The sequence below is a fragment of the Streptomyces sp. NPDC057743 genome, assembly GCF_042798755.1.
In the GTDB taxonomy this organism is placed as follows: Bacteria; Actinomycetota; Actinomycetes; order Streptomycetales; family Streptomycetaceae; genus Streptomyces.
Map to the genome: position 1 here is coordinate 164,029 of NZ_JBHVJX010000019.1, position 21,746 is coordinate 185,774.

19 protein-coding genes are annotated in these 21,746 nt (G+C 72.9%); 9 read left to right on the plus strand and 10 right to left on the minus strand.

The window, feature by feature from the left end:
- The first annotated feature begins 81 nt into the window (after nucleotides 1–81).
- Complete coding sequence (locus ACFVFQ_RS22825; protein ID WP_383418914.1) at nucleotides 82–564, plus strand: DUF456 domain-containing protein; 483 nt, start codon at nucleotides 82–84, stop codon at nucleotides 562–564.
- Nucleotides 565–627: 63 nt separating this feature from the next.
- Here ACFVFQ_RS22825 and rsgA read toward each other — a convergent pair whose 3' ends face one another.
- Entirely contained in the window at nucleotides 628–1,815 is a 1,188-nt protein-coding gene (gene rsgA, locus ACFVFQ_RS22830; protein WP_383418917.1) for a ribosome small subunit-dependent GTPase A, read from the minus strand.
- 467 nt (nucleotides 1,816–2,282) lie between these two features.
- Between rsgA and ACFVFQ_RS22835 the strand changes: the two genes are divergently transcribed.
- From ACFVFQ_RS22835 to ACFVFQ_RS22850, 4 genes are all read left to right on the plus strand, one after another.
- The gene (locus tag ACFVFQ_RS22835; protein WP_383418919.1) at nucleotides 2,283–3,152 is read left to right on the plus strand and encodes a nucleic acid/nucleotide deaminase domain-containing protein; all 870 of its coding nucleotides are present in this window, start codon (nucleotides 2,283–2,285) and stop codon (nucleotides 3,150–3,152) included.
- A 38-nt stretch (nucleotides 3,153–3,190) separates the two neighbouring features.
- Nucleotides 3,191–3,784 (plus strand): SUKH-4 family immunity protein, encoded by a 594-nt coding sequence (locus ACFVFQ_RS22840; RefSeq protein WP_383418921.1) that lies wholly within the window; start codon nucleotides 3,191–3,193, stop codon nucleotides 3,782–3,784.
- A 101-nt stretch (nucleotides 3,785–3,885) separates the two neighbouring features.
- Nucleotides 3,886–4,755, plus strand: a complete 870-nt coding sequence (locus tag ACFVFQ_RS22845; protein WP_383418923.1) for a nucleic acid/nucleotide deaminase domain-containing protein — start codon at nucleotides 3,886–3,888, stop codon at nucleotides 4,753–4,755.
- Nucleotides 4,752–6,515: a hypothetical protein gene (locus ACFVFQ_RS22850; protein WP_383418925.1), complete on the plus strand. Its 1,764-nt coding sequence runs from the start codon at nucleotides 4,752–4,754 to the stop codon at nucleotides 6,513–6,515. The genes ACFVFQ_RS22845 and ACFVFQ_RS22850 overlap by 4 nt, the downstream gene beginning before the upstream one ends.
- A gap of 48 nt (nucleotides 6,516–6,563) precedes the next feature.
- Here ACFVFQ_RS22850 and ACFVFQ_RS22855 read toward each other — a convergent pair whose 3' ends face one another.
- From ACFVFQ_RS22855 to ACFVFQ_RS22870, 4 genes are all read right to left on the minus strand, one after another.
- Complete coding sequence (locus ACFVFQ_RS22855; protein ID WP_383418927.1) at nucleotides 6,564–7,001, minus strand: MerR family transcriptional regulator; 438 nt, start codon at nucleotides 6,999–7,001, stop codon at nucleotides 6,564–6,566.
- 125 nt (nucleotides 7,002–7,126) lie between these two features.
- Nucleotides 7,127–7,555, minus strand: coding sequence for a hypothetical protein (locus ACFVFQ_RS22860; protein ID WP_383418929.1), 429 nt, complete (start codon nucleotides 7,553–7,555; stop codon nucleotides 7,127–7,129).
- 164 nt (nucleotides 7,556–7,719) lie between these two features.
- Nucleotides 7,720–8,409 carry a response regulator transcription factor gene (locus tag ACFVFQ_RS22865; RefSeq protein ID WP_383418931.1) on the minus strand — a complete coding sequence of 230 codons (690 nt, stop codon included), beginning with the start codon at nucleotides 8,407–8,409 and terminating at the stop codon, nucleotides 7,720–7,722.
- A gap of 84 nt (nucleotides 8,410–8,493) precedes the next feature.
- Complete coding sequence (locus ACFVFQ_RS22870) at nucleotides 8,494–8,850, minus strand: ArsR/SmtB family transcription factor (RefSeq protein WP_383418933.1); 357 nt, start codon at nucleotides 8,848–8,850, stop codon at nucleotides 8,494–8,496.
- Between the two features lie 65 nt (nucleotides 8,851–8,915).
- Here ACFVFQ_RS22870 and ACFVFQ_RS22875 point away from each other — a divergent pair, with 65 nt between their 5' ends.
- The gene (locus ACFVFQ_RS22875) at nucleotides 8,916–10,025 is read left to right on the plus strand and encodes a cation diffusion facilitator family transporter (protein WP_383418935.1); all 1,110 of its coding nucleotides are present in this window, start codon (nucleotides 8,916–8,918) and stop codon (nucleotides 10,023–10,025) included.
- On the opposite strand, the gene ACFVFQ_RS22880 is transcribed toward ACFVFQ_RS22875, so the two are convergent.
- The 3 genes from ACFVFQ_RS22880 to ACFVFQ_RS22890 form a co-directional block, all read right to left on the minus strand.
- Nucleotides 9,983–11,032 carry a sodium:calcium antiporter gene (locus ACFVFQ_RS22880; RefSeq protein ID WP_383418937.1) on the minus strand — a complete coding sequence of 350 codons (1,050 nt, stop codon included), beginning with the start codon at nucleotides 11,030–11,032 and terminating at the stop codon, nucleotides 9,983–9,985. The two genes, ACFVFQ_RS22875 and ACFVFQ_RS22880, sit on opposite strands and share 43 nt — an antisense overlap.
- Nucleotides 11,033–11,311: 279 nt before the next feature.
- Nucleotides 11,312–12,781 (minus strand): SufS family cysteine desulfurase, encoded by a 1,470-nt coding sequence (locus tag ACFVFQ_RS22885; protein WP_383418939.1) that lies wholly within the window; start codon nucleotides 12,779–12,781, stop codon nucleotides 11,312–11,314.
- The gene (locus tag ACFVFQ_RS22890) at nucleotides 12,768–14,150 is read right to left on the minus strand and encodes a family 2B encapsulin nanocompartment shell protein (protein ID WP_383418941.1); all 1,383 of its coding nucleotides are present in this window, start codon (nucleotides 14,148–14,150) and stop codon (nucleotides 12,768–12,770) included. The genes ACFVFQ_RS22885 and ACFVFQ_RS22890 overlap by 14 nt, the downstream gene beginning before the upstream one ends.
- A gap of 433 nt (nucleotides 14,151–14,583) precedes the next feature.
- On the opposite strand from ACFVFQ_RS22890, the gene ACFVFQ_RS22895 reads away from it, so the two are divergent.
- Both ACFVFQ_RS22895 and ACFVFQ_RS22900 read left to right on the plus strand, forming a co-directional pair.
- Nucleotides 14,584–17,394: a SpoIIE family protein phosphatase gene (locus ACFVFQ_RS22895; RefSeq protein ID WP_383418943.1), complete on the plus strand. Its 2,811-nt coding sequence runs from the start codon at nucleotides 14,584–14,586 to the stop codon at nucleotides 17,392–17,394.
- A 190-nt stretch (nucleotides 17,395–17,584) separates the two neighbouring features.
- The gene (locus ACFVFQ_RS22900; RefSeq protein ID WP_383418945.1) at nucleotides 17,585–18,079 is read left to right on the plus strand and encodes a hypothetical protein; all 495 of its coding nucleotides are present in this window, start codon (nucleotides 17,585–17,587) and stop codon (nucleotides 18,077–18,079) included.
- A gap of 16 nt (nucleotides 18,080–18,095) precedes the next feature.
- Here the strand turns inward: ACFVFQ_RS22900 and ACFVFQ_RS22905 are convergent, their stop codons facing one another.
- On the minus strand, nucleotides 18,096–18,605 hold the full coding sequence (locus ACFVFQ_RS22905) for a hypothetical protein (protein ID WP_383418947.1): 510 nt from the start codon (nucleotides 18,603–18,605) through the stop codon (nucleotides 18,096–18,098).
- A gap of 556 nt (nucleotides 18,606–19,161) precedes the next feature.
- On the opposite strand from ACFVFQ_RS22905, the gene ACFVFQ_RS22910 reads away from it, so the two are divergent.
- Nucleotides 19,162–21,132, plus strand: coding sequence for an amino acid transporter (locus tag ACFVFQ_RS22910; protein WP_383418949.1), 1,971 nt, complete (start codon nucleotides 19,162–19,164; stop codon nucleotides 21,130–21,132).
- Between the two features lie 36 nt (nucleotides 21,133–21,168).
- Here ACFVFQ_RS22910 and ACFVFQ_RS22915 read toward each other — a convergent pair whose 3' ends face one another.
- Nucleotides 21,169–21,390, minus strand: coding sequence for a hypothetical protein (locus ACFVFQ_RS22915; RefSeq protein ID WP_383418951.1), 222 nt, complete (start codon nucleotides 21,388–21,390; stop codon nucleotides 21,169–21,171).
- Between the last annotated feature and the right edge of the window lie 356 nt (nucleotides 21,391–21,746).

A 21,746-nucleotide genomic window follows, 5' to 3' on the forward strand; every position in this document is an offset into this window, starting at 1 on the left:
GAGAGAGCGCAGCCTTCGAGCCGTCGCCGGGCGCGCGCCGCTCCGGACCCGGCCGGGCGCCGGCGCCTCCGGGGCCGCGGCATGAACGTCGGGCAGTTGGTCGTCGTCGGGCTCGTCATGCTGCTCGGGGTGTTCGGCGTGCTGGTCCCGGGCATGCCGGGGCCGCTGGTGGTGTGGGCGGGGCTGCTGTGGTGGACGACGGCGGAGCGGTCCTCGTCGGCGTGGACGGTGTTGGTGGCCGGCACCGGCGTGCTGCTCCTCAACCAGGTGCTGAAGTGGCTGCTGCCGGCCCGCAATCTGCGCGAGGCGGGCGCCCCGTACCGCACCCTGGTCCTCGCCGGCATGGCCGGGATCGCGGGCTTCTTCCTGCTGCCGGTGATCGGTTGCCCGCTGGGCGCGTTCGGCGGCCTCTACGCGCTGGAACGGGTCCGCCTCGGCAGCCACGGCGACGCCTGGGCCTCCACCCGCACGGTGCTGCGCGCCGTCGGCCTGAGCGTGCTGGTCGAACTGTTCGCCTGCCTGCTGGTGGTGGGCGCCTGGGTGGGGGCGGTGGTCGCGGGCTGAACCCCCGCGACCACCGCCCCGCCCCGTACCGCGCCCGGCCGGCCGGCCGGCCGGAGACGCTACTTACCGCCCCCGCCGGCGCTCCCGGCCCACCGCCCCCTGCCCCCGCTTCCGCTCCGTCATGTGCCGCCCCAGCGCCTGCTTCTGCTTCCACTCGCGCCGGAGTTGGGCCCGTTGCCGGACGTCGGTCTTGGCCGCGATCCACTGGTTCTCGCGCTGTAGCTTGCGATGGCTCTCCAGTCGACGCGGCGCCAACTCGCCACGTTCCACGGCCTCTTGGACCGCGCAGCCCGGCTCCGCCTCGTGGGCACAGTCGTGGAACCGGCAGCGCCCGGCCAGTTCCTCGACGTCCGCGAACGCCCGGGCCAGCCCGGCCTCCGCGTCCCACATGCCGACGCCGCGCAGCCCCGGCGTATCGATGAGGGCACCGCCGGCGGGCAGCACCAGCAGGTCCCGGGTCGTGGTGGTGTGCCGCCCCTTGCCGTCCTGGTCGCGGACCGCCTGCACCTCCTGGACGTCCACCCCCAGCAGTGCGTTGGCCAGGGTGGACTTGCCGGCCCCGGACCGCCCCACCAGGGCGGAGGTGGCGCCGGCGAGCTGCGCGGACAGCGCGTCGAGGCCGCTGCCGGTTGCCGCGCTGACCCCCAGCACCGGCACCCCGGGGGCGGCCGCCGCGACGTCGGCCACGAGGTGATCGAGCACGACGGGATCGCCCACCAGGTCCGCCTTGGTGAGGACGACCAACGGGCGCGCCCCGCCCGCGCCGGGCGACGCGGACCCGTCCGCCGCACTGGACAGCGCCAGCGCGAGGAACCGCTCGATGCGCCCGAGGTCCAACTGTTCGGCGAGCGACACACAGATGACGATGCGGTCGATGTTGGTGGCCAGCACCTGGCCCTCGGAGCGCTTCGACGAGGCGGACCGGACGAACGCCGTCCGCCGGGGCAGCAACGCCCTGACGACGCCGTCGAGATGGTCGCCGCTCCGGCCGTTCACCAGGTCGATCACGGCCCAGTCGCCGGTGCACGGCACCCGCATCGGGTCGCCGGTCGCCACCAGCGCGGAGTCCGCCAACACGGTCCGGACGCCGTCCCCTTCGGGCACGACGGCGTCCACCCGCCCGCGGTCCACGCGGACGATTCTGCCGGGCACGAACCCCTGCCCGGCGAAGGGGGTGAAACTCTCCGCGAAGCCGTCGTCCCAGCCGTAGCCGGTCAGCGGATGCGCAGCGGAGAAAGCGAAGTCGAACAACGCGATGGCCCTTTCGGGAAATACGGGCCCCGGCGCGGCGCACGGCACTCGGGCGCGTACGCAGAAGGAGAGTCGGTCAGCCGGAGACCACGGAAGGAAGAGTGCGGGTCTGCTGCATGCGGGCAATGCCCGACACCACGACGACGGTCATCAGGTCCCACCTCCCTTTCCTCAACGGCTGCCAGCGACCCTAACCCGACCCCGCCGGGCACCGCCACGCATTTATCGCGCCCTGCGCAACCGCCCCCGCCGGGCCAGCAGACGACGCCCCCTCCCCCGCCAACTCCCCCTCCCCACCGCCCAATTCCTTATCGAACCTTTGCCCTCGCCTTGTCGTCAGCGGAACGGCGGTGCGCCACGCTGTCGACACGTACGACTTGACGGGGGATTACCTTGAATGTCGAACTGCCCGGCCGCGCAACCCGGTTAGCCCGGGCCCACGGCCATGGCGCGGGCGGGGGCTCCGCATGACGAACAGAATCGTCAAGGCGCTGGAGGACGGGGCCGGCAAGCTGGCCAAGACCCTTGGCAAGGACGCCGGGAAGGCCGTCCAGGACCTCTACCACGACACCGGCAAGCGGCTGAAGCGGGTCGCCGACAACCATCTGGAGACCGACGCCAAGCACGCGGCGGAGATGGAGCGGATCGCCAAGCGCCCGCGCACCGAGACGCCGGTGTACCACCTCGACGACCGCGGCAACATCAGCCGGCTGCGCCACAACCCCAACGCCAAGACGCCGGAGGAGCGGTACAAGAAGGAGAAGCTGACCTCCGAGGACAAGGAACGGCTGGGGCTGCAGAGTTCGTCGATCGGGGGCCCCCGGAAGGGCGAGCAGGCCGCGCGCCTCAAGAACAAGCAGGAGGGCAGGACCGACCCACGACCGAAGTCGTCCTCGACGCCGGTAGCGCAGGGGAGTTCGGACCTCGCCCAGGCCACCCAGCTCGCCCGCCACGCGGACAACAGCTACGGCACGCACCGGGGCGGCGAGTTCTCCAGCAATAACTACGCCGCGGCGCGCATCACGGGCGCGAACGGCAAGGGGGATTTCATCCTCGTCGGACGCAGCCACCGGGGCACCAGCGAGTATCCCGGCGCCCATTCCGAGCGCATGATCGGAACGCCCTTCCTCAGACAGGGAGAAGGGGGCCGAATACAGGACCTGTATACGGAACGAGCACCCTGCGGACCGGCGGCCAACTGCTCGGCCTGGATGGCCGAAAGACTCTCGCACGTCAATGTCAGCCACACCTTCGAGTACGGAAACACCACGGCGTCAAGAGCCGCCGGTAATGCGGCAATGCAGCAATATCTCGACGGGCTGAAGGCCAGTAGATAGACTCCGTACCCGCCCCTACCCAGCGACAGGAACGGCGCATGACCACCAGCCCTGACGACCTCAGTCGCCAAGCGCTTGAGACCGTGTTCACCCCGGCCGAGCTGATCACCGTCCCGGAGCGCCAACTCGCCGACGTGGCCGACCCGGACGCCAGAGAGGTACTGCGCACACTGGGGCTTCCGACGGGGGCCAACCCGTGGTTCAGCTTCTACACCAAGATCGGCGAACGGTTCGAGCGGGTCGGCGAGGACTTCGACTGGGAGCTCGCCGATACGTACGACGAGGTGCCGCCGGGCGCTGACAGGTGGATCCCGCTGGCCGAGATCCCCTACGACAGCATCGTCCTGGACCCCGAAACCGGTAAGGTCCACTGCCTTCCGCAGGACGGCGAGATCTACCTCTTCAACAGCACGCTCCGGCATTTCGTGCACTTCCTCTACATTCTGCAAGTCGAGCGCCCCGCATACGACATGGAATGGGAGGGCGACGACGACCTCTTCGATTCCGAGGGTGCGCGTTCCCGCGTCGAGGCGGCGATGCGGTCCATCGATCCCGCCGCCCTGGAAATTCCGGAATCGCGCTGGCACGACGTACTCGCCGGCATCGAAGACCCCGAATACGACCACTACTGACGGCCGTTACCAACAGTTGCGGCTCACGGCCACTGACGACGCCATTTACCGACCCCCCGTCCGGCAGCTACCCGCATTCCCGCCCAAGGAGCCCCGATCCGGTGACTGAGGACACATCCCTGCGGACCTTCGGGCCGAGCGACCCCGAAGACCCCGCCGGCGCACCGGCGCACCACCTGGCCGGGGTGTCCGTGCCGTGGCAGGTCGGTCCCTATTTCGCCACCCGCGGCGACGATCCGGTCCCGCTGGGCGCCTACGCCGAGGTGAACGGGCACCGCCTCAGCCGGGCGGACTGCGCGGACTGGGCGCGGCTGGGCACCGACAACGGCTTCGAACTGTGCGCGGACGCCGAGGGTTCGGTGTGGGCGGTGCTGCTGGACTTCGAGGAGGAGGACCGGTTCGTCAACTCCTCCCCCGAGGAGTTCGCCACCGGCCTCGCGGAGCTGCACGAGGCCCTGCGGGTCATCCTGAGCACCGACCGCCCGGAGACCGCCGCCGCGGCCTTCGAGAAACTGACGGAGCGTCTGAAGGCCGCCGATCCACGGGCGTTCGTGGATCGGGAGAGCTGGTGGCCGCTGGTGCTGGACGACATCCGCGACACCGCGAGCGTCGAGAACTACGCGGCCTTCGAGTACGTCGACCCGGCCAGCGGCAAGCGGATCGTCACCCGCTCCGGCACCCTCGGCCTGCACCCCGAGGAGCGGTTGTGGGACGGGCTGCATGCGGCCGGCGTAAAGCCGGAGCAGGTCCTGCGCATCCACACCGACCTGGAGCCGTGCTTCCTGCCCGGCCACTACTGCTCGCTGTGGCTCGGACAGGTCTTCCCGCACGCGGAGTTGACGCACAGCTTCCCCTACGGCGAGTCCGCCGCGTCGCGGGCCGCCGGCGTCCGGGCCCTGCGGGAGAGCGCCGCCCAGGAGGACGGGCCGGAGGATCCGGACGGCTCGGACGGTTCGGCGGCCGACCGGTGAGCGCCGCCCCCGCGCCGGGCGGTCCCGATATCGCCGCCTGGCCGCCGTTGGACCAGGTCACCGCGGCCCACGGGCCGGCGCTGCTGGACTGGGCGGCCGACACCTCCCCGGAACGCCCGCGGGTCTGTCTGGTGCGGGGAGCCAGGGGCAGCGGGAAGAGCCGGTTACTGGCGTGGTTCCTGATGGGCTCGCCGGCCCACCCCCGCACCGTCGTACACGCGGCCGTCCTCGCCGAGGGGCTGATCTCGGACGCCGCGGCCTGGGACGTGGGGCGGCAACTCGGCTACGGCCCGCTGTCGCCGGCCCGGTTGCTGGACCGACTGCTGGTCGATCGACGGCCCCTGCTGCTGCTCGTGGCCGACCTCCACCGCGCCGGACGCGGCCCCGCCGACGGCCCGTTGGCCCGGCCCGCCGCCCTCGTCCGGGACCTGTTGCGGCCGTTGCTGGAGCTCCCGGAGACCCGCGCCGTCATCGAGGTCGACAACGCCGAGCTCTTCGACGACGGGGCGGCTGGCCTGCCCGTCGAGACCATCGACCTCGGTGGTGCGGCGCTCGGCCCCGTCGACGAGCCGGCGCGCATCGACCTCGCCACCCAACTCCCCCGCACCGCCGACGGCCGCCCCCTGTGGGACCGGGCCCCCGAGGACGTCCGGGCGCGGGCGCTGGACCAGGCACTGCTCGCCGACGACTCCGGGCCGGCCGTCCGCGCCCTGATCACCGACCCCGGGTTCCTGCTCCACGGCTCGCCGGTGTCGCTCGCCGCCTGCCTGGCCGACGACCGCATCCCGGCCCCGCCGGGACTCCGGCAGACCTGGCGGCTGGCGGCTCCCCTGCTGTCGGACACCGAACTGCCCGCCGCGGACCGCGCCGCCCTCCTGCACACCGCAGCGCTGGGCGCCAGCCCCACCCTCGCCCGCTACCTGCTGCCGCTCGCCGAGGCCCACCCGCTCACCGGCGTCTGGACCCGGCCCGGCGCACCCGTCACCGCCCTGGCCCAACTCCCGGGCATGGACGGCCAGTTGCTCGCCGCCGACCCGCTGGGCGACCTCGCCGTGCTCGACCCGTCCACCGGCCGAAGCGCCGGCCCCGCGCCCGTCCCGCCGGCCAGCACCGCCCGCCCGCAGGGCATCGCCGCGCGCCACGAACGGTCCCTGCTCCTGCTCACCGACGCCGGGTCGCTGCGCCCCACCGGCGACGACGCCGGCGCCGACTTCGGCCGCCTCGCGACCCACCACGGCCGGGCCGCCCTCGACGCTCCGGACGCCACGCCCACCGCCCTCGGCCAGTGCCCGGACGGCGCCACCACGGTCGTCGGCGACGCCCAAGGCGCCGTCCACGTCTGGCAGTTGAAGGACCCGCAGGCCACCCCGCACTCCCGCGCGCTGCACCCGGCCCCCGTCTCCGCGGTGGCCTGCCTGACCTTCGCCGACGCGGGCCGCACCCTGGTGACAAGCGCCGGGATGGACGGCACGGTCCGGCTCTGGGAGACCGCCGCCGATCCGTTGCCGACGCCCATCGCCCAACGCCGCGCCCTGGTCACGGCGTTGGCCGCCGCGCACACCCCGGACGGCCCGGTCCTCGCGGTCGCCTGGAACGACGCGACGCTGGACCTGTGGGACCTCGCCGGCAGCCGCCTGCGCTCGGTCCCCCTCCTCCTGCCGGCCGCCGCCCTCGCCTTCTCCCCCGGCCCCCGCCTGACCATCGGCGGCCCGGACGGCGCCTACGCCCTCGCCCTCGACCCCGCACGCCTCTGGAACTGACGGACGCGGCCGCGCCGAACGGGCCCTGACCCACGGGCCGAACGGGTTCTAACGCACGGAACGGGCGGCCGGCTCCTGGTCGCCGGCCGCCGCGTCCGTACCGCCCGTCCCCATCCCCTCCCCGCCGTCGTAGGCGAGGACCGCGTCCAGGTACTCGGCGATGGCGTCGCGGTTGCGGGTCAGGCAGGAGATGCGCTCGGTCATCCGGTCGCGTTCGCGCGCCAGGGTGTCGATCATCTCCGGGGTGGCGTCGGGGAAGTAGATGGTCCGGGGCTTGTCCAGGCAGGGCAGGATCTGCTTGATGATGCGGGTCGGCAGGCCGGCGTCGAGCAGCCCCCTGATCTGGAGCACGCGGTCCACGAAGCGCTCGTCGTAGTCGCGGTAGCCGTTGGGCGTGCGCGCGGCGACGATCAGCCCCTGCTCCTCGTAGTAGCGCAGCAACCGCCTGGGGGTGCCGGTGCGTTCCGACAGTTCTCCGATCCGCACGACCGCCCCTCTCCGTGAACCCGCGCTGCCGGATGCAGCATACGGGCGCGCCGGGGCGGGCGGTGCGGGCGAGCGTCAGCGCACGCCGGGGTGGGTGCGTATGACGCGCCGCCGTGTCGGTGAGGTCAGTGCACGGTCACGGTGACGGTGTCGGAGTGGGTCTTGCCGTGGGCGACCCGCAGCTTCTCCTTGCCCTTCTTGCTGAGCTTGACCTTGACGCTGTAGTGACCGCCGTGCTTGGTCTTGGTGTTGGCGTGCAGCGTGGTCCACTTGCCCTTGTTCAGGTGCTGGACGGTGAGCTTGCTGCCCATCTTGATGCCCTTGGTCCGGCCGCTGAGGGTGACGGTCTGGCCGGCCTTGATGGACTTGGCGCTCGCCTTGACGCTGATCGACTCGTGCGCCTTGGCCGTGGCGCTGGCGACGGTGGTGGTGTGCAGGTCCGGTACCGCGCTCGGTGCGGCGATGGCGGTGCCCGCGCCGCCGGCCAACAGGGCCGCGCACGCGGCGCCGATGACCGCGGTCCGCAGGTGGTACGCCTTCTTGGTGGTCCCCATGGAATTCACCTCACCTGGGTTGCCGGTCTCCGGCTCGCCGGTGCCCGGGGCGTCGCCGCCCTACGGGCGCTCCGGGGGCCGGAGCGTTCCCGGCCCAGTATGCGGAGCGGTTCATGAGGCGATCGTGTGCCGCGGATGTGAGTCCTCACATGGTGGGCCCGCGGTCAACCGCTGGTCACGGGGACCGGGTTGAGCAGCCGGTATCCGGCGCCGCGGACGGTCTCCAGGTGGGACGCCCGGCCGCCCTGGTCGATCTTGCGGCGCAGATAGGCCACGTACTGGTCGACGACGTTGGAGACCCCGTCGCAGGGGAAGTCCCAGACCTGCTCCAGGATCAGGGTCCGGGTCAGCACCTCCCCGGGGTGCCGCAGGAAGAGTTCCAGCAGGGCGAACTCCTTGGGCGAGAGCCGGAGTTCGGTGCCGGCCCGCCAGGCCCGCCGGCTGGCCGGGTCCAGCCGCAGGTCGCCCACCGCGATCAGGGCCGGCCGGGCGCGCCCGCCGCGGCGGGTCAGCGCGCGCAGCCTGGCGTACAGCTCGGCGAAGCTGAACGGCTTCGCCAAGTAGTCGTCGGCGCCGGCGTCCAGGCCCCGGACCCGGTCGGGGACCTCGTTGCGGGCGCTCAGCACCAGTACGGGCGACCAGCAGCCGCCGGCCCGCAGCCGCCGGCACACCTCGAAGCCGTCGAAGCCGTGCAGCAGCACATCGAGGACGATCAGGTCGTAGGGCACCTCGCGGGCCCGCCAGACCGCCTCGGGGCCGGTCGCCGCCAGGTCGACGGCGTAGCCCTCCTCGGCGAGGCCGCGACGCAGCAGCGCCGCCGTGCGGGGCTCGCCGTCGACCACCAGGACGCGCATTCCTCCACGGTAGGAGCTCCCCGGGCGGACGACATGTGGAGCGGCCGTGGGCGGCGTTGGGGCGCGGGCGGCCCCGGGTGCCGGTCAGTCGTGCGGCGGCAGGTGCCGGACCTGGTGGTCGGCGGCGCTGAGGGCCTCGTCGACCAGGCGCCGCAGGTGCCCGTGGCGCAGCGCGTAGACGGCCCGGCGGCCGTCCTTGCGGACGGTGACCAGGCCGGCGAGCCGGAGGCGGGCGAGGTGCTGGCTGACGGAGGTGCGGGAGGCGCCGCAGACCTCGGTGAGGGTGGTGACGTCGGCCTCACCTGCGCCGAGGCGCCGCAACAGGCTCAGCCGGGTGCGGTCGGCGAGGAGGCCGAGGATCTCCACGGCGGCGGTCAGCCGGGCGCCGTCGGCCGGCTCCTGCGCATCGTGCGCAGCTGATAGGTGCATGCGTGCGCTCATACGCACATAATGAGGGATCGAGGGCGGACGGCACAAGCCGCGCCCCGGACCGCGAAGAGGTGCCCATGGACGCGCAGTTGCCGGTTCCCGAGCCCCACTCCCACCCCGACGGTCCCGCACACCACCCTCCGCACCCCGCCGGCGGCTCCCGCGCGGCCCGCCTGCGGCACCGGCTCGCGCACGCCGTCACCCCGCACAGCCACGAGGCCCGGGACAAGGTCGATCCCGCGCTGGAGAGCTCCCGCGAGGGGCTGCGCACGCTCTGGCTCTCGCTCGCCGTCCTGGGGCTGACGACGCTGGTGCAGGCCGCCGTCTTCGCCCTGTCCGGCTCGGTGGCGCTGCTCGGCGACACCCTGCACAACGCCGCCGACGCGCTGACCGCCGTCCCCCTCGGCGTCGCCTTCCTCCTCGGCCGGCGGGCCGCCAACCGCCGCTACACCTACGGCTACGGCCGCGCCGAGGACCTGGCCGGCGTGGTCATCGTGCTGACCATCGCCGCGTCCGCGGTGCCCGCGCTCTACGTGGCCGTCGACCGGCTGGTGCACCCGCGGGACGTGGCGCACCTGTGGGCGGTCGCGGCCGCCGCGCTGGCCGGCTTCGTCGGCAACGAGTGGGTGGCCCGCTACCGCATCCGCACCGGCCGCCGGATCGGCTCCGCCGCCTTGGTCGCGGACGGGCTGCACGCCCGCACCGACGGCTTCACCTCGCTGGCCGTGCTGCTGGGCGCGGGCGGCTCCGCGCTGGGCTGGCGGGCCGCCGACCCGGTCGTCGGCCTGTTGATCACCGGCGCGATCCTGCTGGTCCTCAAGGACGCCGCCCGGGAGGTGTTGCGGCGGCTGATGGACTCGGTGGACCCGGCGCTGGTGGCGTCCGCCGAGGCCGTGCTGCGGGCGGTGCCCGGCGTCCGCGGGGTGGGCCAGCTGCGGATGCGCTGGATCGGCCACGCCCTGCGGGCCGAGGCGGACCTCGTCCTCGACCCGCGGCTGACCGTGGCCGAGGGCCATCGCATCGCGGTGGCCGCCGAACACGCCCTGATCCACGCCGTACCGCGCCTGACGGCGGCCACCGTGCACCTCGACCACACCCCGGAGGCCGACGCCCCGGACCCTCACGCGCCCCTCCACGCCGGCCATCACCCGAGGATCGGGATCAGCCCCAGTCCGAAGACGACGTAGAAGCCGGCGGCCAGGGCCAGTCGGCCGGCGGTGAGGCGGTGCGTCCGCATCAGCACCAACAGGTAGCCGATCGCCACCATGGTGATCAGGCCGGACCACACCAGGGCGGTGTTGAAGTGCCAACTGGTGAAGAGCAGGCCGAGGCCGCTCGGGACGGTGGCCTGGATCATCATGGCGCCGGAGATGTTGGCCAGCGCCAGCTTGGTCTTGCCCTGCCGCACCCAGATCACCGCGTTCATGATCTCGGGGAGTTCGGTGGCGATCGGGGAGAGCAGCAGCGCGGTGACCGAGGCGGAGAGTCCGAGCATCGGTCCGATGGCGTCCAGCTGGTGGACGAAGAGCTGCGAGGCGAAGAAGATCACGACCAGGGTGACCAGGGTCTGCGCGACCACCGCCCAGGTCGCCGGGGACGCCGCCCGCGGCTGGAACTTCAGCGGCTCCAGCTCGACGCCCTCCTCGTCCTCCTCGTGGTCGCTGCGGATCTCGCGCCAGAAGTACACCGCGTACACCGCGAAGAACGCCAGGCCCAGCACCGGCTTGAAGGCGAAGGCGACCAGGCCCAGCGCGACCTTGACCAGGAAGACCGGCAGGAACCACGTCTGGTCCTTGGCCAGCCGCCGCATGTCCTTCGACGTGCCGAGCTCCGGGGCCGGCTCCGGGGCGGCCCCGCCGGCGGGGCCGCCGACCGCGACCTGGGCGCGCCGCTTGCGCCGCTGGAGCAGCAGCATCGCGCCGGTCACGCCGTACGCCACGGTGGCCAGCGCCAGCGGGCCGCCCATCGCGGCGCCGACTCCGATGTCCTTGGCCTCCGGGGTGGCGCCGGTGGTCACCGCCACCAGGGTCACCACGGACTCCGGCAGTGCGGTGCCGAAGGCGGCCAGGATGGTGCCCACCGCCATCCGCCCCACGTTGAGCCGCTCACCGAGCCATTCCACGGCGTTGACGAACCACTCGCAGGAGAGGTAGATCGCCACCGCGCAGGCGATGAGCAGAACGAAATGCAACACGCTGATCGTCAGCCTTTCCGCTCCGGCGGCATCGAGGGCGACCGGCGTGGGAGCGGCGGCACGGCTTCGACCCGCCGACGCGTCCTTGAAGAATCGTCGACAAAGGGCCGAAGGTCTCGCCCGCCCGCACAGTGACTGCGTGGGCCCGGCCACCGGGAACCGCGTGCGGTTCCAGTGTGTCGACGACCGGTTTGCGGGGCTACTCCCCTTCGCAGCCCCCCACCCTACACGCCGCGGGTGCGGATCGACCTGAGCGGGACGACGGGTACAACCGCCGCCTCAGCCGGACTTCTGGAGCCGCTGGAGCGACTCGACCAGCTGGTCCACCTCCTCCGGGGTGTTGTAGAGGGCCAACGAGGCGCGGGCCGCGCTCTGCACGCCGTAGTGGGCCAGCGCCGGCTGGGCGCAGTGGTGGCCGGCCCGGACGGCGATCCCGTCGCGGTCCAGCCAGTCCGCGATCTGCACCGGGTCGTGGCCGGCCAGGGTGAAGGTCAGCACCGCGATCCGGTCGGGCGCCGAACCGAGCAGCTCCAGCCCGGGGACGGCGGCCATCGCCTGCTGGGCGTAGCCGAGCAGCTCCGTCTCGTACGCGGCGACGGCGGGCCGGTCGAAGCCGGTCAGCCAGTTCACCGCGGCGAGCAGGCCGACGACCCCGGCGATGTGCCCGGTGCCGGCCTCCAGGCGGTGCGGGACGGGCGCGAAGTCGGTCCGGTCGAAGGACACGGACTCGATCATGTTGCCGCCGCCCTGCCACGGCGCCATCGCCTCCAGGATCTCCGGCTTGGCGTACAGGGCGCCGATGCCGGTGGGGGCGAAGAGCTTGTGGCCGGAGAACACGTAGAAGTCGGCGTCGAGGTCCTGGACATCGACCGGGAAGTGGGCCACCGCCTGGGCGCCGTCGACCAGGACCTTGGCCCGGTAGCGGTGCGCCAGCGCGGTCATCTCCTTGACCGGCGGGACGGTGCCCAGCACGTTCGACGCCTGGCTGAGCGCCACCAGTCGGGTCCGCATGGAGAGCCGGTCCGCGTAGGCGTCGAGGTCGATCTGCCCGTCCGGGCGCAGCGGGACGGGCACCACCCGGGCGCGGGTCTCCTTGGCCACCATCTGCCAGGGCACGATGTTGGAGTGGTGCTCCAGCACCGGGACGAGGATGTCGTCGCCGGGGCCGAGGTTGGCCCGCCCCCAGCTCTGCGCGACGAGGTTGATCGCCTCGGTGGTGCCGCGGGCGAAGACGATCTCGTCCGGGGAGCTGGCGCCCAGGAACTGGGCGACCGCCGTCCGGCCCCCCTCGTACGCCTCGGTGGCCTCGCGGGCCATGGTGTGCGCCCCGCGGTGGATGTTGGAGTTGCCCGCCCCGTAGAAGCCGGACACCGCCTCGATGACCTGGCGGGGCTTTTGGGTGGTGGCCCCGTTGTCGAGCCAGACCAGCGGCTTGCCGTTGACGGTCCGGTGCAGGATCGGCACGTCCCGGCGCGCCAACTCGGGCGAGAAGGAGGGCTGTTGGGAGGAGTGACGGCCCGTCATGCCGGCGCCGGGAGACGTCGTGGCACCCGGCGAGGCGGCTCCCGAAGGCGTGGTGCCCGGCCAGCTTGCGCCGGTGGCCTCCGGGGACGGTGTGGACGCGGGCGGGGGCACCGGGGAGCCGGTGTCCGGCGCGGGCGCCGCGGTGGTGGGGACTCCCGTCGCACCCGTCAGGCTCTGTGAGCCCGACCCGGTCGACGGGAATCCCAGCAGGTCAGGCGTAGTCATGGTAACGGGACACCTCGACGTTCTGGAGGACCGCGAGGGCGTCCTCGACGAGGACCGCGGCGTTGAAGTACGCGGTCATCAGGTACGAGGTGATCCCCTTCTTGTCGACGCCCATGTTCCGCATGGCCAGGCCGGGTTCGATCTCGTCGGCGACGCTCGCCGGACGCAGCCCGACCACGCCCTGCTCGGCCTCGCCCACCCGCATCAGCAGGATCTCGGTGGTGCCGGTCTCCGCGCCGCCGGAGAAGCGCACCTTGTCGGACGGGAGCAGCGGCACCCCGCGCCAGGTCAACAGCGGGCTGCCGAAGTTGGTGTCGATCACCGGGGGCACGCCCCGCCGGGTACATTCCCGCCCGAACGCGGCGATCGTGCGCGGGTGCGCGAGGAAGTAGCCGGGCTGCTTCCAGACCCGGGTGAGCAGCTCGTCCAGGTCGTCCGGGGTGGGCGCGCCGGTGCGGGCCTGGACGCGCTGGCCGGGGGCGACGTTGTTGAACAGGCCGTACTCGGGGTGGTTGAGAAGGGTGGCCTCCTGCCGCTCGCGCAGCGCGTGGGCGGTGAGGTTGGCCTGAGCCCGGGTCTGGTCGATGGGGCCGTTGTAGAGGTCGGAGACCCGGGTGTGGACGCGCAGCACGGTCTGCGCGAGGTTCATGTGGTACTCGCGGGGCGCGTCCTCGTAGTCGACGTAGGTCGCCGGCAGATCGGGCTCGCCGCTGTGCCCGGAGCTGAGGTCCAACGGCACCTCGCTGCCCGGCAGCACCCCGTCCGCCGCGAGGTAGGCGTCCATCGCGGCGCGCAGGGCCGGGGCGCGGTCGCCGAGCCGGGCGAGGGCGGCGCGGTCCAGGCAGAGCGCGGTACCGGGGGTGACCGCGGTGACCCGGTACGGCATCGGCGCGGACCGGGTCCAGGAGTCGAGGTCGAAGAACTGGCCGTCGCCGACGACTTCGAGGAGCGCGTCCTCGCCGTACCGCCCGCGCGCCCGCTTCTCCGCCCGGCCCTGCACGATGACGAACAGACGCTCCGTCACCTCACCGCTCTCGACGAGGAGTTGACCGGTGTCGAAGGTCACCGTGGTGAACTCGCCGGCGAGTTCGGTCAGCAGCGCGTCGTCCATCTCGCGCAGGTACGGGAGTTCGCGCAGGTCGCCCGGGATGACGCGGTGGGTGTCGCCGTCCTGGTAGGTGCTGACCCGGTCGTCACCGAGGACGTAGGTGCGGCGGCGGTTGACGCGGAAGACACCGGATTCGACGTCGACCCAGGGCAGGGCGCGCAGCAGGTAGCGCGGGGTGATGCCGCGCATCTGGGGGGTGGTCTTGGTGGTGGTGGCGAGTTGCCGTGCGGCATCCGGGGCGAGCGTCATCCGGTCGTTCACTTGGGACCTCCTTGCGCAACAGCGGCATGCCGACCGGCCGGCGCAGGGCCGGTGAACATGCGGGACGTCGGGATCGTCGGACCCGGAAACGGCCGTCCGCAACGGCCCGTTGGCGACCCCCCGGCCGGAAACGCTCGCTGCCCCGAATCCCCGCCGCCGGACGCCTGTGCGACTACCTTGAGTCGCGCCACCGCTACGCCCCGTGGATTCGGCGTTCGGTGGGTCGCCCGTGACGGTCAGGACGCACCCCGCCCAGCGCCCGCGACAGCGCAGATCCGACCAAATTTGCCCTCATGAAGGCGCTTTGTCATTCCAAAAGGAAGGCTTATGACGCCGGCGCAGATGATCGCCCAGCAAGGGAACACAGTGCTACATATGGCGAGTGATGGAAATTTTCGGGCGAAAAGGTGAGGTAGGGCGCCGTCTTCGCTCGGTGCTGAACGTGCACAGCGTCGCGGGACAGGTGCTCGTGCTCCAGATCGCGCTCATCGTGCTGCTCGTCGCGGCGGCCGGGGCGACGCTCGCCCTCCAGGCCCAACAGGCGAGCCTCCAGGAGGCCAAGCAGCGCTCGGCCGTCGCCGCGCTGGCCTTCGCGCACGCCCCCGGCACCGCCGCCGCCATGGAGTCCGCCGATCCCACCGCCCAACTGCAGCCCCGCACCGAGGCCGCCCGCCAGGAAGCCGGCCTCGACTACCTCGTCGCGTTCAGCCCGTCCGGCATCCGCTGGACCCACCCCAACCCGAAGCTGATCGGCAAGCACGTCCCCGGCAACTACGCCCCGGCGTTCAACGGCCGGCCGTACACCACCACCTCCACCTCCCACTTCGGACGCGCCGTGGACAGCACCGTCGCCGTCAAGAACGACGACGGCCGGGTCGTCGGCCTGATCGCGGCCGGCATCAAGGTGCAGCGGACCAACGAGTGGGCGCTGCAACGGCGGCCGCTGCTGATCGTCAGTGCCGCCGGCGCCCTCCTCGTCGGGATCGCCGGGACCGCCCTCGTCAGCCGCCGGCTGCGCCGCCAGACCCACGGCCTGGACCCGGCCGAGATGACCCGGATGTACGACCACCACGACGCCGTGCTGCACGCCGTCCGCGAGGGCGTGCTCATCATCGGCGGTGACGGACGGCTGCTGCTCGCCAACGACGAGGCCCGCCGGCTGCTCGCCCTCCCCCAGGACGCCGAGCGGCGCCGGATCACCGAGCTCGGCCTGGAACCCGACCTGGCCGACCTGTTGGCCTCCGGCCGCGCGGCCACCGACGAGGTGCACCCGGCCGGCGACCGCCTGCTCGCCGTCAACATCCGCCCCACCGCCCCCTACGGCGGCCTCCCCGGCACCGCCGTCACCCTGCGGGACACCACCGAACTCCAGGCGCTCACCGGCAAGGCCGAGATCGCCCAGCGCCGCCTGAAGCTGCTCTACGACGCCGGGATGCGGATCGGCAGCACCCTGGACATCGCCCGCACCGCGGAGGAGCTGGCGGCGATCGCGGTGCCGCACTTCGCCGACGTGGTCTCCGTCGAACTGCTGGAGCCGGTACTGCGCGGCGAGGAACCGACCCGGTGGCCCGCCCCGATGCGGCGGCTGGCGGTCCGCGGCGTCCCCGAGGACTCCGCGGTCTACCGCGTCGGCGAACGCATCCGCTTCGTCCCCGACAGCCCCGTCGCCGCCGGGCTCGCCGACGCCCACGCCGTCGTCATCCCCGACCTGCGCGCCGAGCACAAGTGGCGCGCCCAGGACCCGGACGACACCCAGCGCATCCTCGACAACGGCATCCGCTCCCTGATCGCCGTCCCGCTGCGGGCCCGTGGGGTGGTGCTGGGTCTGGTCAACTTCTGGCGCGCCGAGACCTCCGAGGTGTTCGGCGACGAGGATCTGTCCTTCGCCGAGGAACTCGCCGCGCGGGCCGCCGTCTCCATCGACAACGCCCGCCGCTACACCCGCGAGCACGCCACCACCATCACCCTCCAACGCAGCCTGCTGCCGCGCGCGCTGCCCGAGCAGTCCGCCCTGGAGGTGGCGCACCGCTATCTGCCCGCCCAGGCCGGCGTCGGCGGCGACTGGTTCGACCTGATCCCGCTGCCCGGCGCCCGGGTCGCGCTGGTCGTCGGCGACGTCGTCGGCCACGGTCTGCACGCCGCCGCCACCATGGGCCGCCTCCGCACCGCCGTCCTCAACTTCTCCGCGCTGGACCTCCCGCCCGACGAACTCCTCGGCCATCTCGACGAGCTCGTCAACCACATCGACACCGACGAGGCCCGCACCAACGAGCGGGGCGGGGGGAGTTGGGGTGACGAGGCGGAGGAGGCAACTGGCGCTGAGGGGGCGTCAGGTGGGGGCGGGGCGCGGGCCGCCGCGGAGAGCTCCCTGGTCGGCGACAGCGGCGCCGCTATCACCGGCGCGACCTGCCTCTACGCCATCTACGACCCGGTGGACGGGCGGGTCACCCTGGCCCGGGCGGGCCACCCGGGACCGGCCCTGGCCCGCCCCGACGGGACGGTCTCCTTCCCCGAGGTGCCGGTCGCCCCGCCGCTCGGCCTCGGCGGCGGCATGCCCGTGGAGACCGCCGAACTGACCCTGCCCGAAGGGTCCCGGCTCGTGCTCTACACCAACGGGCTCATCGAGAACCGCGACCGCGACATCGACGCCGGCCTGGAACTGCTGCGCACCGCCCTGGCCCGCGGCGGCCCGGACCGCTCGCCGGAACGGACCTGCGGCGACGTCCTGGCGGCCCTGCTGCCCCAACGCCCCAGCGACGACATCGCCCTGCTGGTGGCCCGCACCAGGCTCCTCACCCCGGACCGGATCGCCGAATGGGAGGTCCCCTCCGACCCCGCGGCCGTCGGCCCGATCCGCTCCGCCTGCATGCGGACCCTGGAGTCCTGGGGGCTCGACGAGATCGGCTTCACCACCGAGTTGATCCTCAGCGAGCTGATCACCAACGCCATCCGCTACGGCGCCCAGCCCATCCGCGTCCGGCTGCTGCACGACCGCGCCCTGATCTGCGAGGTCTCCGACGGCACCAGCGCCTCCCCGCACCTGCGACGGGCCACCACCACCGACGAGGGCGGCCGCGGGCTGTTCCTGGTCGCCCAGTTCGCACAGCGCTGGGGCACCCGCTACACCCCCGACGGCAAGGTCATCTGGACCGAGCAGACCCTCGACGCGACGCACCCGCCGGGCGACGCCGACGACGGCGGCATCGACACCCTCCTCGCCCAGTGGGACGACCCGACCCCCTGACCACCGGGCCCCCGCGCACCGGATGCAGCCCCACCCGCCCCTCGCTAACCTCGTTCGAAGGGCAACGGGCCACCCACGGGACCACCCGCCGGCCCGGGACCACCCCCGCCACGCACCCGCGCGTCGCCCCCGTCCCACCACGGCGCCCGTCCGTGCCCCCTCCCCTCCGCTCTGGCTGAAGGAGGCCGCCATGATGCAGGTGCCCGAAGCGCGCGACATCGCCCCTCGCCTGGCCACCGGCGCGTTCATCCTGAACTCCGGGCTGACCAAGTGGGGTGCCGACCAGGAGACCGCCGAGGCCGTGCACGGCATGGCGTGTGCGGCGTACCCGTTCCTGTCGAAGCTGCCGGCGGAACGGTTCACGCGGCTGCTGGCCACCTCGGAGATCGCCATCGGCGGCGCGCTGCTCGCCCCGTTCGTCCCGACCCGGCTGGCGGGCCTGGCCCTGACCGGCTTCGCCGGCGGCCTGGTCGGCCTCTACCTGCGACTGCCCGGCATGCGCGAACCGGGCAGCCTCCGCCCCACCCAGAACGGCATCCCGCTCGCCAAGGACACCTGGATGCTGGGCATCGGCCTGGGCTTCCTCGCCACGCCGAGCTCCCCCAAGGCCCGCCGCTGTCCCGTTCCGTTCGCCGCGCGGTGCGCCCGCGGCCGTCGGCACCACTGCCACCACTGCCACCACTGACCGCCGGGCGGTCGGGTCAGTCGGCGTCTGGGCGCCGGGCTCGCGGGGTTCGTGCGGCGCGCGCGGCCGCCGCGCAGACCGCGCCGGCCAGGCCCGCGCCCGCGAGGATCCACAAGCTCGTGCGGTCGGTCTGCTGCCAGCCCAGCTCGGCGTGCTGGTGGACCACGAAGCCGTCGAAGAACATCCAGGAGACGAGGAGGACGGCGGGGACCACGCGGGGCCGGGCCGCGGCGGCGATGGCGGCCGTCAGCAGCGCGAACGCCGCGAGCGAGAAGGCGAAATGGGTGGCCTGACCGGTCACCAGCAGGGTGGTGACCGCGACCGCGGAGGCGGCGGCGCCGACCGGTAGGGCGAGATCGCGCCCGAGGTCGGCGGTCGGCGCCACCCGCACCGACCGCCCCGCGAGGAGGCGCGGTCCTCGGGGGGCGGGACGCGGGAAACGCGGGGTGTGGGGGGCGAGTGCGGCGGTCGGGGCGTTTGTGCCGGGTGGCGGGTGGGCGGGGACGGGGTGGTGGAGCGCGGCCATGGGAACACCTCCTGGGGCCTTGCCCCGACGGCGATGCGCGGGGCGGCGGGGCGCGCGGGTGGGGGCCCGATGAGCGGGGGCTGGTGTCAGGGTGCGCGGGTTGGGGGGCCGGGGGGTGGTTCGGCGCGGAACTTAACGCCGCGCGTATGGCGGGCGAGGGGTTTCTGACGCGGCCCTGACGCCGGGAGGATGGACACGGGAGGGCGCGGGATGCCCCTGGACGCGCCCCTGGGGGGATGGCGCGCGGAAGCGTGTTGCATACTCGCACCTCGTTGCCCGGGGGTTCCCGGGGGACGACATAGGTGGGAAGCGACAGGCGACAACAAGAGGTGGCGAGTTGGGCGGAATCGACCCTTAGCGGACTCGTGTGTGCTCCTCACCCGGTCCGCGACCTACCGGGCCCGCGTCTCGTCGGGCCCGCGACGCGCGCGCCGGGCACACCTCGCTGCTCCCCCTACGCCTCTCCCCCCACACCCCCAACCCCATCAACCGAGCCAACCCGCCGGCCGCGCACGGCAGTCGGCGGCACGCATGACGATCGGCAGGACGTGGCCGTATGACCAGTACCCAGGTGGACCCCACTCCACCGCCCGCTGTCGCCGCACCGAGGTGGCGGTCCTGGCTGCTGGACGGGCTGAGCGAACAGGCGGCCCGGCACCCCGGACCGCACGGCACGCCGCCCGCCGAGCACAAGGGACACTCCTGGTGGCGGGTGATGTGCCTGACGGGCGTCGACTACTTCTCGACGCTGGGGTACCAGCCGGGCATCGCGGCGCTGGCGGCCGGGCTGTTGTCGCCGTTCGCCACCCTGGTGTTGATCGCGCTGACGTTGCTCGGCGCGCTGCCCGTGTACCGGCGGGTGGCCAGGGAGAGCCCGCACGGCGAGGGTTCGATCGCCATGTTGGAGCGGCTGCTGCCCTGGTGGGCGGGGAAGTTGCTGGTGCTGGTGCTGTTGGGGTTCGCCGCCACGGACTTCGTCATCACGATGACGTTGTCGGCGGCGGACGCCTCGGCGCACGTCGTGGAGAATCCTTTCGCCCCCGCCGCGCTGCACGGCGCGAACCTGTGGATCACGCTGCTGCTGCTCGCCGCGCTGGGGGCGGTGTTCCTCAAGGGGTTCCGGGAGGCGATCGGGATCGCCGTGGCGTTGGTCGGCGTCTACCTGCTGCTCAACGTCGTCGTGCTGGCCGCGTCGGTCTCGCAGGTGCTGTCGCACCCGATCGCGATCGGCAACTGGTGGGACGCGGCGACCGCGCAGCACTCCTCGCCGCTGGCGATGGTGGCCGTGGCGCTGCTGGTGTTCCCGAAGCTGGCGCTGGGCATGTCCGGTTTCGAGACCGGGGTGGCGGTGATGCCGCAGGTGCGCGGGGGCGCCGGGGACGATCCGGCCAAGCCGGCCGGCCGGATCCGGGACACCCGTCGGCTGCTGACCACCGCCGCGCTGATCATGAGCGGTTTCCTGCTGCTGTCCAGTCTGGCGACCACCATCCTGATCCCGCAGAAGGAGTTCGCCCCCGGCGGGGCGGCCAACGGGCGGGCGCTGGCGTATCTGGCGCACCAGAACCTCGGTGAGGCGTTCGGGACGGTCTACGACATCTCGACCATCGCGATCCTGTGGTTCGCCGGGGCGTCCGCCATGGCCGGGCTGCTCAACCTCGTGCCGCGCTATCTGCCGCGCTACGGCATGGCCCCGGAGTGGACCCGCGCGGTGCGCCCGCTGGTGCTGATCTTCCTGGCCATCGCGTTCGTGATCACGATCGTCTTCGACGCCAGCGTGGACGAACAGAGCGGCGCGTACGCGACGGGCGTGCTGGTGCTGATGCTGTCCGCGTCGTTCGCCTCGACCGTGGCCGCGCGCCACCGGGGGCACCGGGGCGCGACCATCGGGTTCGGGGCGATCACCCTGGTCTTCGGGTACACCCTGGTCACCAACGTCATCGAGCGGCCGGACGGCCTGAAGATCGCGCTGCTCTTCATCGTCGGCATCCTGCTGACGTCGTTCGCCTCGCGGGTGCACCGGGCCTTCGAACTGCGCGCCGCGGACGTCGTGTTCGACGCGACCGCGGAGCGGCTGATCGAGGAGGCGATGGCGGCCGGCCCGCTGCGGGTGATCGCCAACGAGCCGGACGAGCGGAACGAGGAGGACTACCGGGCGAAGGAGTACAGCCAGCGCGAGGAGACCCATATCCCCGACGGTGGGCCGGTGTTGTTCCTTGAGGTGCTGGTCGAGGACTCGTCGGACTTCTCCGCCGAGCTGCACGTGCACGGCGTGGAGCGGCACGGGACCCGGATTCTGCGGGTGGCCGGCGCCGGTGTGCCGAACACCATCGCGGCGGTGCTGATGCGGCTGCGGGAGCGGACGGGCCAGGTGCCGCACATCTACTTCAACTGGACCGAGGGCCATCCGTTCAGCCATCTGTTGCGGTTCCTGGTGTTCGGTGACGGCGAGGTCGCCCCGGTCACCCGCGAGGTGCTGCGGCGGGCCGAGCCGGATCTGCGACACCGGCCACGGGTCCACGTGGGCTGACGCCGCCCGCTCCCCCGCCCGCGCTCGGCCGCCGGATCACTTCCGGCGGCCGAGCGCTTTGGCGCGGGTGTGGGACCAGCCGGTGAGCAGCACGCCGACGGCGGTCACCGCGAGATAGGCGGTGAGCAGGACCGGGAAGCCGGCGCCGAACCAGCCGAGCGGACCGGTGTTGTCGTGGTCGAGGAGCAGCCGGACAGCGGCCTGGGCGGAGATCACCAACAGGGCCATGCCGGCGATCTGGAGGACGTCGTACTTCATGGCGCTCCTTGAGGAGGAAGGGAAAAAGGGACGGACGGCGCGGCCGGGGCGAGGGCGCCTCCGGGGCCGTACGTTACGAACGTACCAATGGCCATGGCGTCGTATTAGGCTCTGTGACTGCCAAGTTGGCTTTACGTCACAGTATTTGCGGGGTGTCGGATGGGGGCGGGGCGTGTGGAAAAGGGGCGTGGGTGCCGGGTGTGCGGGGCGGCGTTGGCGCCGGCGGGGCGCGGCCGGCCGGCGGTGTACTGCTCGCACGCGTTTTTGCGCGCACTCTCCGTGTCCCGAGTCGACGTGTTGCGGGTGGAGTGCGTCCGGCAGCGGAGGTTCAGGACGGCCTCAGCGGTGTGATGTCT

Excerpts from the sequence above, each read along its gene's own strand:
- ACFVFQ_RS22825 (WP_383418914.1), top strand. The coding sequence starts at position 82 with ATGAACGTCGGGCAGTTGGTCGTCGTCGGGCTCGTCATGCTGCTCGGG.
- ACFVFQ_RS22835 (WP_383418919.1), top strand. The coding sequence starts at position 2,283 with ATGACGAACAGAATCGTCAAGGCGCTGGAGGACGGGGCCGGCAAGCTG.
- ACFVFQ_RS22840 (WP_383418921.1), top strand. The coding sequence starts at position 3,191 with ATGACCACCAGCCCTGACGACCTCAGTCGCCAAGCGCTTGAGACCGTG.
- ACFVFQ_RS22860 (WP_383418929.1), bottom strand. The coding sequence starts at position 7,555 with ATGGGGACCACCAAGAAGGCGTACCACCTGCGGACCGCGGTCATCGGC.
- ACFVFQ_RS22865 (WP_383418931.1), bottom strand. The coding sequence starts at position 8,409 with ATGCGCGTCCTGGTGGTCGACGGCGAGCCCCGCACGGCGGCGCTGCTG.
- ACFVFQ_RS22870 (WP_383418933.1), bottom strand. The coding sequence starts at position 8,850 with ATGAGCGCACGCATGCACCTATCAGCTGCGCACGATGCGCAGGAGCCG.
- ACFVFQ_RS22875 (WP_383418935.1), top strand. The coding sequence starts at position 8,916 with ATGGACGCGCAGTTGCCGGTTCCCGAGCCCCACTCCCACCCCGACGGT.
- ACFVFQ_RS22885 (WP_383418939.1), bottom strand. The coding sequence starts at position 12,781 with ATGACTACGCCTGACCTGCTGGGATTCCCGTCGACCGGGTCGGGCTCA.
- ACFVFQ_RS22900 (WP_383418945.1), top strand. The coding sequence starts at position 17,585 with ATGATGCAGGTGCCCGAAGCGCGCGACATCGCCCCTCGCCTGGCCACC.
- ACFVFQ_RS22905 (WP_383418947.1), bottom strand. The coding sequence starts at position 18,605 with ATGGCCGCGCTCCACCACCCCGTCCCCGCCCACCCGCCACCCGGCACA.
- ACFVFQ_RS22910 (WP_383418949.1), top strand. The coding sequence starts at position 19,162 with ATGACCAGTACCCAGGTGGACCCCACTCCACCGCCCGCTGTCGCCGCA.
- ACFVFQ_RS22915 (WP_383418951.1), bottom strand. The coding sequence starts at position 21,390 with ATGAAGTACGACGTCCTCCAGATCGCCGGCATGGCCCTGTTGGTGATC.